Source organism: Vibrio sp. V03_P4A6T147 (genome assembly GCF_002241085.1).
Classification (GTDB): domain Bacteria; phylum Pseudomonadota; class Gammaproteobacteria; order Enterobacterales; family Vibrionaceae; genus Vibrio; species Vibrio anguillarum.
The window spans coordinates 1-10,166 of record NZ_NDIO01000202.1 but is presented as its reverse complement, the minus strand read 5'-3'; the positions used below and the strand labels follow the sequence as shown (position 1 = coordinate 10,166).

Genomic DNA, 10,166 nt, shown 5'->3' with positions numbered 1-10,166 from the left:
CCTCTGTGATCAAGGCAAAGCAGCGCCCAATCGCTCCATCGACCGCTTGTAAATAATTCAGATCCATCCGACTTGATGTATTACATAAATAACGATAACCGTAGCTACCAATTTTTATATCTTGACTCATCACACCTAACAACGTTGAGCGATCATCTGCCAGCACCGAATAATTGTGTAATGTGTTGCCAATCGTTCCCCCAGCATATTCGTTAGTAATCAGACCATTTTGTTTGAGCTCAGTGTACAACGCTTCGGCCTTCTGATCGTCAATCACTAACGAATGGCCTTTACTAAGCTCATATTTTTCGATGAGGTCAGTATTTACTTTCGCTTCTATATCCACCAAGGTCTGGTCAATACCAATAATATGTGTACGTGACATTTTTTTATTTTCTTGTGCTTGGATAACAAGTGGGTCACGTGCATGAACAGGAAAGTAATGCTTTGATTTGCGTTGGCCAGGAAATTTCATAACGTTAGTCTGAGTAGAGGAGAAAAAGATGCGCGATTCTACCGCGCACCCATTAGCGCGGCAACTAAGGCAATTATAGCAAACGTTTGCTCTTGATTATTTTTATTCACCTTCCATAAAGCTGAGATCAGGTAACCTATCTAAATGCTCTGAATAGCGTTTTAGGTCAAATTGCCCTTCGTTTTTCATCACATCAAAAATCTCAATTGCAAGCGCACAAGCAATAGAGGCAACGGCATCCTCCCTTGAGTGACCTGTCATCATCAAGCGCATCAAGGTTTCTTTGACCTTTAACGGTTCTCCATCCGCGAGTTGATTCTCTACTGTTTCAATGAGGAATGCGTCATCCATAATCTGATTGTCATCTTGCATTTTGTGGCCTTTTATTACGCTTTAAAATCGCACGCACTATGCCATAAGCCATTGTAGAATTCTAAAACTAATTTCTGCTGACATTGACAGATACGACGCTAATTAAACCAGATAGAAGTGTGATTGCTGTCTCGGATCTGTCGCGACGAAAATCTTTCTGCTAGAATCTGCGACCAAGTCAATTGAGTGGTATTAAGTAATGTCAGACAACCGCAGCGCAAACAGCCAAAAGAAAGTCATCGTCGGCATGTCCGGTGGTGTTGACTCCTCCGTTTCGGCGTATCTTCTCAAAGAGCAAGGTTATCAAGTCGAAGGCCTGTTCATGAAGAACTGGGAAGAAGATGATAACGAGGAATATTGTACAGCGGCGGAAGATTTAGCCGATGCACAAGCCGTGTGCGATAAGTTAGACATCCCTCTTCATACCATTAATTTTGCCGCCGAATATTGGGACAACGTATTTGAATATTTCCTTGAGGAATATAAAGCAGGGCGAACTCCCAACCCAGACATTCTTTGTAACAAAGAAATCAAGTTTAAAGCCTTTTTAGAGTTTGCAGATGAAGTGCTAGATGCCGATTATATCGCCATGGGCCACTATGTTCGACGCACCTTCCCTGAAGGTAATGACAAACCAAAAATGCTGCGCGGCTTGGACAACAACAAAGACCAAAGCTACTTCCTCTATACACTAAGCCATGAACAAGTGGCTCGTAGCTTATTTCCTGTCGGTGATTTAGAAAAACCCGAAGTTCGACGCATTGCGGAAGAACAAGGTTTGGTGACGGCGAAGAAAAAAGATTCAACTGGTATCTGTTTCATCGGCGAGCGCAAATTTACCGACTTCTTGTCTCGCTATTTACCAGCACAACCGGGTAAAATTGAAACACCAGAAGGTCTCGTTATTGGTGAACATCAAGGCCTGATGTACCACACTTTAGGTCAACGCAAAGGGTTACACATTGGTGGCCAAAAAGGCGGTGGCGGTAACGAAGACCCATGGTATGTCGCTGATAAAGATCTTAAACGTAACGTTTTGATTGCAGTCCAAGGCGCTGATCACCCATTATTGAAATCTCATGGCTTGATCGCTTCCCAATTACACTGGGTTGATCGTACACCAATCCAAGCAACGCTAAGCTGCACGGTAAAAACGCGTTACCGTCAAACGGATATAGCGTGTACCATCATCCCTATTGATGATGAAAACATTAAAGTCATTTTTGATGAGCCACAAGTGGCCGTCACGCCTGGTCAATCCGCGGTTTTCTATCAAGGCGATGTGTGTCTTGGCGGTGGAATTATTGAGCAGCGAATTTAAACAACTTAGGAGTAATAAACGTGGCTAACACCCTTTATGACCGTACCATCGCTTTTGCGGGTATCTGCCAAGCTGTCGCTTTAGTGCAACACGTAGCAAAAAATGGTCACTGTGATTCAGACGCGTTTGAAACTTCTCTAACGGCTATCTTAAGTACTAATCCAAACAATACACTTGATGTCTTCGGCTCTGAGGCCAACTTAAAAATTGGCCTCGAATGTTTGGTGAAAGGTATTGATAGCACGCCATCAGGGAGTGAAATCACTCGCTATATCATTAGCCTGATGGCATTAGAGCGTAAATTAAGCGCTCGTCGTGATGCGATGTCACAACTGGGCGATCGTATTCAAACGATTGAACGTCAAGTCAACCACTTTGACTTGCTTGATGATCAGATGATCAGCAACCTTGCCAGTATCTACTTGGATGTTATCAGCCCTATTGGCCCGAGAATCCAAGTCACTGGAACCCCTACCATACTTCAACAAACTTCAACCCAGCACAAAGTGCGCGCCTTACTCCTTTCAGGAATTCGTTGCGCTGTCTTGTGGCGTCAGGTTGGAGGAAAGCGTCGCCATCTGATCTTCGGTCGTAAGAAAATGATCGAACAAGCTCAGATTTTATTAGCTCGAGTCTAATATTGACGCAAAGAATTCACTCTCACACTTAACCTCAAAATTCAGGAGAAAAACATGGAACTGTCAGCCTTGACTGCTGTTTCACCGGTAGACGGCCGCTACGGAAGTAAAACGATTGCGTTACGCAGTATCTTTAGTGAGTTTGGTCTCCTCAAGTATCGGACCATTGTTGAAATTCGTTGGTTACAGAAGCTTTCAGCCACTGCTGGAATTGCCGAAGTTCCAGCATTCAGTGATGAAGCCAATCAATTTCTTAATGCGATAGCAGACAATTTTAGCGAAGAAGATGCCGCTCGTATTAAAGAAATTGAACGCACAACGAACCATGATGTTAAGGCTGTAGAGTATTTCTTAAAAGAAAAAGTAGCGGGTGTTCCTGAGCTGCACGCCGTTAATGAATTCATTCACTTTGCTTGTACTTCAGAAGATATCAACAACACATCTCACGCGCTAATGCTCAAAGAAGCGCGCGATACCGTGCTTCTTCCTGAAATGCGCAACATTATTGATGCGATTCGTCACTTAGCAGAAGAGTATCGCGATATTCCGTTATTGTCTCGTACCCACGGACAGCCAGCATCACCAAGTACTATGGGTAAAGAGATGGCTAACGTAGCGTACCGTATGGAACGCCAATATAAGCAGATTGCCAATATCGAGATTCTCGCAAAAGTAAACGGCGCAGTAGGTAACTACAACGCTCACCTTTCAGCCTATCCAGAACTCGACTGGCATACCTTTAGCGAAGAGTTTATCACTGAATCGCTAGGTGTGGCGTGGAACCCTTATACCACACAAATTGAGCCACATGATTACATCGCAGAGCTATTTGATGCCGTTGCCCGCTTCAATACTATTCTGATCGACTTCGATCGTGACATTTGGGGCTATATCGCTTTGGGCCACTTCAGACAAAGAACCATTGCGGGTGAAATTGGTTCATCGACAATGCCACATAAAGTCAACCCGATCGATTTTGAAAACTCAGAAGGCAACTTAGGCCTTGCTAATGCCGTGTTCAATCACCTAGCACAAAAGCTGCCTATCTCTCGTTGGCAACGTGACTTAACAGATTCAACCGTGCTGCGTAACCTTGGTGTGGGTGTTGGTTATGCGATCATCGCCTACACTTCAACGCTAAAAGGGATCAGTAAACTGGAAGTTAACCGTGATGCGCTGCTTGCTGAGCTCGATAAAAACTGGGAAGTCCTTGCTGAACCAGTGCAAACGGTTATGCGCCGCTACGGCATCGAAAAACCGTACGAAAAATTGAAAGAACTCACGCGCGGTAAGCGAGTCGATGGTGAAGCGATGCGCCACTTTATTGATGGCCTTGCGCTACCTGAAGCTGAAAAAGCACGCTTGAAAGAGATGACACCAGCCAACTACATTGGCCAAGCAATTGAGTTAACCGACAAATTGTAATGCTCTTCAATCTAGCCGATTAATGACAAAGCCCACTTAGTGGGCTTTGTTTTTTAAGGTCGTATTTTATGTTATATCGTTTTTGATACCATAAAAAACGTTAGGCGTATTGCTGTTCAAACTCTTGCATAAAATCAACTAAGGCTTGAACGCCTTCCAGTGTCATCGCATTGTAAATCGAGGCACGCATACCACCCGCGACTCGGTGACCTTGCAGCGAGACTAAACCACGCGCTTCAGCCAACTCTAAAAACGTACTATCCAACTCTGGTTTCACTAATTGGAAAGGCACATTCATCAGTGAACGGTTGTCTGGGTGAATGGTATTGCGATAGAAAGGTGACTCATCAATTGCGTTATAAAGCAGCGCTGCTTTCTCGCGGTTGATTTTCTCAATCGCCGCGACACCACCCTGCCCTTTTAGCCACTTGAACACGAGACCCGACAAATACCACGCAAACGTAGGCGGCGTGTTGAACATAGAATCTTGTTCAGCTTGCACTTTATAATTCAATATAGTCGGTAGCACATCACTGGCTAAATCAAGCAAATCATCACGAACAATCGCAATACAGATCCCCGCTGGCCCAATGTTTTTCTGCGCTCCCGCATAAATGACCCCGTACTTTGAGACGTCTATTTGGCGCGACAAAATCGTAGATGACATATCAGCTACAATCGGTTTGTCTGTATCTGGCAAATCATTAATCTCAATACCATCTATCGTTTCATTCGGACAAAAATGCACGTAAGCTGACTCAGGATCGATTTTCCATTCGCTGGCTGGTAATACCGCTGTTTTGCCCTCTTTGGTCACTTTGGCGTTGAAAACATCGATTTCACAATATTTCTTCGCTTCTTTGACCGCACTTTCAGCCCAGTAACCCGCATCAATATAGGTCGCTTTAGTCGCATCGCCTAATAAGTTTAAAGGCACCGCCGCAAACTGAGCGCGCGCTCCACCCTGACAAAATAATACTTTGTAATTACTCGGGATATTAAGCAAATCTCGCAGATCTTGCTCCGCTTCTTGAGCAACATGAATAAAAGGTTTACTGCGATGACTAATTTCCATAACGGACGTGCCAAGCTCGTTCCAGTTAATAAACTCGGCTTGCGCTTTTTCCATCACGGCTTTAGGTAAGGCTGCTGGGCCTGCGCTGAAATTATAGACTGGGCCCGCTTGATTTGATTCCATGAGTTCCTTGCTCCTGCTATCGACAATTAATGTGATTAATACCACTTTTTGATGTGGATAAAAAGCGAGAAAAGAGCTTCTATCGGCTCTTTTCTCTTACTGATTGCTAAAACTCGCGAAATCGTTTGCTTGAGCGCCGTTCGCTATCGCATCAATGCCGGAAGTAATAGTGTCAATAGCGGCATTTGGTTGCCATTTTCAAATTCCAAGTTGCCCTCTTTCAGTTCAGCTTGGAGTCGATATCCTTGATCGGTTTGCTGCATAATTTCCATCACAACAAGCTCATCAATACCTTGCTGGATAAAAGGAAAATCTTCAACCAGCTGGTCAGAAATGAAGGTATCAATGTGGCCGGTTAAGGCTGGTAAAATGGTACTCGGATCTTGCACCACATTATTTGTCCCTTCAGGAACCGCTATCTTCCAGTTTGATTCAAACTCACCTTGGCCAACTTTTAGCGCCATTTTATTCATCGATAGATAAAAACCTTTCTCGAATAATGATTGCACATAAGGTAGTGCTTGCTGAATGTCCTCATCAGAAAGTTCTGGGCTGTTTTGGTAAAGCGTTGAGAGCTTCTCAAAAGCGTCACCATCTAAATCACCCAAAGTAAAATCAAGATTGAGGTCCTTCACCTCGCCTTCGCTATAAGTTAATTTATCCATCTCAATCAAGTGATTACTATCAAAACGAGAAGGCTCTCCTTTTAATACCGAATCAAAGGAATAACGCATGTTGTCCATACTCAGCGTATTTTCACCTAGGCCATCGACAAGATTAATTTTTGCTAACGCCAATGACTGCTGTCCTAGCCAGAAGCCTTTATCTTGTTTACCTATACCTTGACCAGTTAGCTGTGAAAGCATCATTTTTTCACCACTGGTAAAATCCAACTCAACAGAAGGAACATTCAGTTGATAAGTGATTTCACCTAGCACCGAAATATCACCTTTCAATGTGGCGGGCGTTGTCGAGAACGTCATCTCGCCATCTTCACTTTGGTAGTGCCAACTGTCTAGCGCCACAGTGTATTGAGTATTGCCATTCAACTGCGTGATACTGGTCATCGTCAATGGTAGATTTTCTTGATCAGCTATAACGGATGTTGCTGTTAAACTCAACAGGCCATGCTTAACCTCGCTATTGACTAAAACTTGGGTCGGTAAACCATCGGCAACAAACTGTTGTTTGAGCGTTTTATCTGCAATCTGATAGCGGGTTTGCACGGTTGATGAAAGGTAACCGCGCTTATAACTGACAATGTCCGCCTCGATTGAACCTGAAGAGATATTTGCAATACCGTTAGTGATCACCTTTTCACCGATTTGCCCGACAGCCAACGGCCAACATGCTGCTAAGACGATAGCACCACCAACCGCACCAATGATTTTTAACTGTTTCATAGTGTTCCATTCCTGAAGATTTTACCCAGTCTACCGTAAACAATTGAAAACCAAAACATAGAGTTAGGTCAGAGTATTGCTAAGATGTGATGAGAAATTCTAAAACCTAGCTCTCAAACCCACTGCGTAATACTTGCTACAGTAGTCAAAACAGCGATGACAGTAGAGGCTTGTGTGAACCATTACGCACTACTTTGTTTAGACAATAACCCAATCAGCACAGAACAGTTGCGAGCTGAGTTAGCTCCGTTCGCCACTAAATTTGATCTTCATACAGCGGACACCATAGATGAAGCTGAGCAAGCCCTAGAATATTTGCACGAACAGCAACAAACGATTGCATTGGTCATTGCCAGTCACCATGAGCAGTTTGATGGTGCGGATTTTTTGACTCAACTCGATAAATCAATCCACACGCGTTCAGCGCGGAAAGTGCTGATAAGCTGCGGACAAGATATTCAAGCCATTCTCACCGCCGTCAATGAGGGGCGATTAGATCACTGCCTCACTAAGCCACTACAAAATAACGTGCTCTATAAAACCGTCCAAAAAGAGCTCACGACCTACATCTTAGATCACGATAAAGACAACATTCTCAACTACAGCACAATACTTGATCAACAGCGCATCTTACGCGCGCACATCGATAATAAAATGCGCAGTTATCGAGATGGTTTTATCTCCGATTACCACAAGCTTTCTGATACAGAACTGGCTGAACAAGTAATTGGTGCTTTACACCAATTTTTTGAAAATGAAGATGAAACTCGCGCCTGCCGTACATACTCCACTAATCACTTTCTTACCAAAGAGGGAGAAGAGAACCGCTTTCTTTGGTTCATCACTGAAGGTGAAGTGGCCCTGTATAAAAAAGATGATTTAGGGCAACAAAGAGAAGTGGTTCGCCACAAAAAAGGCAACATTGTCGGTGGTATGTCTTTTGTGACTGGTGAGAAATCTTTTTCTACTGCCGTCACCCTGACTAAAACCGATGTGATTAAACTAGACCGAGATGTGTTTGCAAAAGTCATGCATTCGGATACTCGGCTATTACCCCTATTTACTAACTTGCTGCTCCGCCATTTTAACCGCCGCTTACAACGCAGTATTAACACTAAATTGCAACTACAAAAAACGCTCGAATCACTTGAGTCAGCTCATCAGCAATTAATCGAGCGGGAAAAAATGGCCATGCTCGGTCAGCTTGTTGCAGGCGTCGCTCATGAACTAAACAATCCTGTCGCCGCAATTTTACGTGGAACCGAAACATTGTCAGACAAGATTGAGCACTTAGTCCAAGAGACTGAACATAAAAATCTGCAACATAAAGGCAGCCAACTATTAAGGAATGCACTTTCAGCCAAACCTACTTCTACATCAGAAGAGCGGGCACGCGCTAAAGCCATAGAAAATGAAATTCATCATCGTTTGATCGCGAAAAAATTGGTCAAACTCAATCTAGATGATGATCTTGCGCTCCGACAATCGGCTAAGCATGATCCTGAGAAAACGTTAGAAACACTGGAACAATTAGAAAACTATTTCCTAACTGGTAGTACACTTCGTTCTATCAATGTTTGTGCACAACGCATCGCCGATATGGTACGAAGCCTTAAAGGGTATGCTCGCCCTGATGATGAAGCGCTGCACAAGGTCAATATTCATGAAGGTATTGAAGACACTCTGGTTATTTTCGAAAATCGTCTTAAGCGCCACAAAGTTGAGAAAGAGTATGCCGACTTACCTTTGATTACCTGTCAGCCGATTGCATTACAACAAGTATGGACAAACCTCATTTCCAACGCTATTGATGCCTTCCCAGCCAATGGCGTACTGCACATTGCAACCACATTAGCAAAACAGGGTAATCAATCTTTTGTGACCATCAGTTTCACGGATAATGGTTGTGGGATCCCGTACGAGCAGAAAGAGCGTATCTTCACATTAAATTACACGACGAAAAAAGAAGGTAACTTTGGACTCGGTATTGGGCTTTCTGTCTGCCAACAAATAGTCCACCAGCATCAAGGTTGGATCGATGTTCAATCTGAACAGGATAAATACACGACAATGACGGTATGGCTGCCAGTTAGTCGATAACTTGTCGTGCTGATGATTAAGGAGAATATCATGAACAAATTTTTGATCTTATGCGTGGACGATGAACGTGAAGTATTGGACAGCGTCATACAAGACCTCGACGAATTTGAAGAGTTTTTTATCTTAGAAGCCGCAGAATCTGTTGCAGAGGCAAAAGAAGTGATTGCCGATCACCAAGCTCAAAATATCAAGCTGGCTTTAATTTTGTGCGATCACATTATGCCCGAACAAACAGGCATTAGTTTCTTAATTGAATTAAGCCGCAATGAAGAGACGCAACATACACGCAAAGTACTACTAACAGGCCAAGCAGGGCTAGAAGACACCGTAGAAGCGGTGAATCATGCCAGCCTACATTTTTATGTAGCCAAACCTTGGGATGGGAACAAACTTCGCGATGTTATCAAAGATCAATTAACACAATATATGATTGAAAACGAATCAGATTTAATGCCTTGGGCTAGAGTCTTGGATGCCGAGAAAATCTTCAATGCGATCGCACAAAACCGCATCAGTTTTGGTGAATAAAATATCCTAACGAAGAAATGGCACTCTCTTTGCTTATTTTTTGCGAAGACAACAAAAGAATGACACTTTTTAATGGCGACAATGTCAATCTATGCACTATGATGTCTAAATTCTTTAATGTCACCGCGGGTATTCCGCGACTGACCATGGAAATAAACTAAAAATATAGGTTTATAGTGACTATGCGTAAAACAATCATTGCAGCCGCTTTGCTGCTAGCCTCAGGCCAAACACTGGCAGAAATAGACCGAAATAGCCCATCCGTCATGAGCAATTTTAGTTATGACTATATCGAAGCTCGTATTGGAGCCAGTCCAGTCACCTTTGGTGCTGCGATGAGCAAATCAATTCACCCAAATGCACATGTTATTGGCCGTATAGACTCTGAGTTTGAAGGTGATTTTGACGCAGCCGCAGGTTTTGGCTTTCATGCTCCTATTAACAACTGGGCTGACTTCACGGGTGAAATGCTACTACGCGTCGTAGATACCCGCGATAATAAAAGCGCCGATACAGGAATGGAATTAAACCTTGGCGTACGTCAATGGCTTGGACCACAGTTAGAAGTTGGTGGCAAAGGTGGCTTTGTTTCTATCGATGACAATGATGACTGGATTGCGTCTGTTTATGCCCGTTTTCATTCTACAGAACTTTTCTCTCTCGGTGCCGAAGCTCGTATCAATGATGCTTACGGCGATCAGCTGAT

General features: G+C 43.5%; 9 protein-coding genes and 1 pseudogene. 6 read left to right on the top strand and 4 right to left on the bottom strand.

What is annotated here, in order from left to right; translation table 11 throughout:
* Nucleotides 1-475: pseudogene (locus tag B9J84_RS08155) on the bottom strand (inosine/guanosine kinase); the annotation flags it as partial.
* 102 nt (nucleotides 476-577) lie between these two features.
* Entirely contained in the window at nucleotides 578-847 is a 270-nt protein-coding gene (locus tag B9J84_RS08150; protein WP_094123916.1) for a hypothetical protein, read from the bottom strand.
* 199 nt (nucleotides 848-1,046) lie between these two features.
* Here B9J84_RS08150 and mnmA point away from each other — a divergent pair, with 199 nt between their 5' ends.
* The 3 genes from mnmA to purB are packed head-to-tail and all read left to right on the top strand — an operon-like array spanning nucleotide 1,047 to nucleotide 4,231.
* Nucleotides 1,047-2,168: a tRNA 2-thiouridine(34) synthase MnmA gene (gene mnmA, locus B9J84_RS08145; protein ID WP_017043901.1), complete on the top strand. Its 1,122-nt coding sequence runs from the start codon at nucleotides 1,047-1,049 to the stop codon at nucleotides 2,166-2,168.
* A gap of 20 nt (nucleotides 2,169-2,188) precedes the next feature.
* A complete protein-coding gene (hflD, locus tag B9J84_RS08140) occupies nucleotides 2,189-2,806 on the top strand; it encodes a high frequency lysogenization protein HflD (protein ID WP_013857105.1) in 618 nt (205 codons plus the stop codon).
* A 54-nt stretch (nucleotides 2,807-2,860) separates the two neighbouring features.
* The gene (gene purB, locus B9J84_RS08135) at nucleotides 2,861-4,231 is read left to right on the top strand and encodes an adenylosuccinate lyase (protein WP_013857106.1); all 1,371 of its coding nucleotides are present in this window, start codon (nucleotides 2,861-2,863) and stop codon (nucleotides 4,229-4,231) included.
* 100 nt (nucleotides 4,232-4,331) lie between these two features.
* Here purB and serC read toward each other — a convergent pair whose 3' ends face one another.
* Nucleotides 4,332-5,429: a 3-phosphoserine/phosphohydroxythreonine transaminase gene (gene serC / locus B9J84_RS08130; protein ID WP_026028828.1), complete on the bottom strand. Its 1,098-nt coding sequence runs from the start codon at nucleotides 5,427-5,429 to the stop codon at nucleotides 4,332-4,334.
* A 143-nt stretch (nucleotides 5,430-5,572) separates the two neighbouring features.
* The gene (locus B9J84_RS08125; RefSeq protein WP_064624993.1) at nucleotides 5,573-6,832 is read right to left on the bottom strand and encodes a DUF945 family protein; all 1,260 of its coding nucleotides are present in this window, start codon (nucleotides 6,830-6,832) and stop codon (nucleotides 5,573-5,575) included.
* A gap of 174 nt (nucleotides 6,833-7,006) precedes the next feature.
* On the opposite strand from B9J84_RS08125, the gene B9J84_RS08120 reads away from it, so the two are divergent.
* The 3 genes from B9J84_RS08120 to B9J84_RS08110 form a co-directional block, all read left to right on the top strand.
* Nucleotides 7,007-8,932 (top strand): ATP-binding protein, encoded by a 1,926-nt coding sequence (locus tag B9J84_RS08120; RefSeq protein ID WP_179217541.1) that lies wholly within the window; start codon nucleotides 7,007-7,009, stop codon nucleotides 8,930-8,932.
* A gap of 30 nt (nucleotides 8,933-8,962) precedes the next feature.
* Nucleotides 8,963-9,460, top strand: a complete 498-nt coding sequence (locus B9J84_RS08115; RefSeq protein ID WP_026028033.1) for a response regulator — start codon at nucleotides 8,963-8,965, stop codon at nucleotides 9,458-9,460.
* Between the two features lie 182 nt (nucleotides 9,461-9,642).
* A partial coding sequence (locus B9J84_RS08110; RefSeq protein WP_094123914.1) for a hypothetical protein occupies nucleotides 9,643-10,166 on the top strand: 524 nt, incomplete at its 3' end.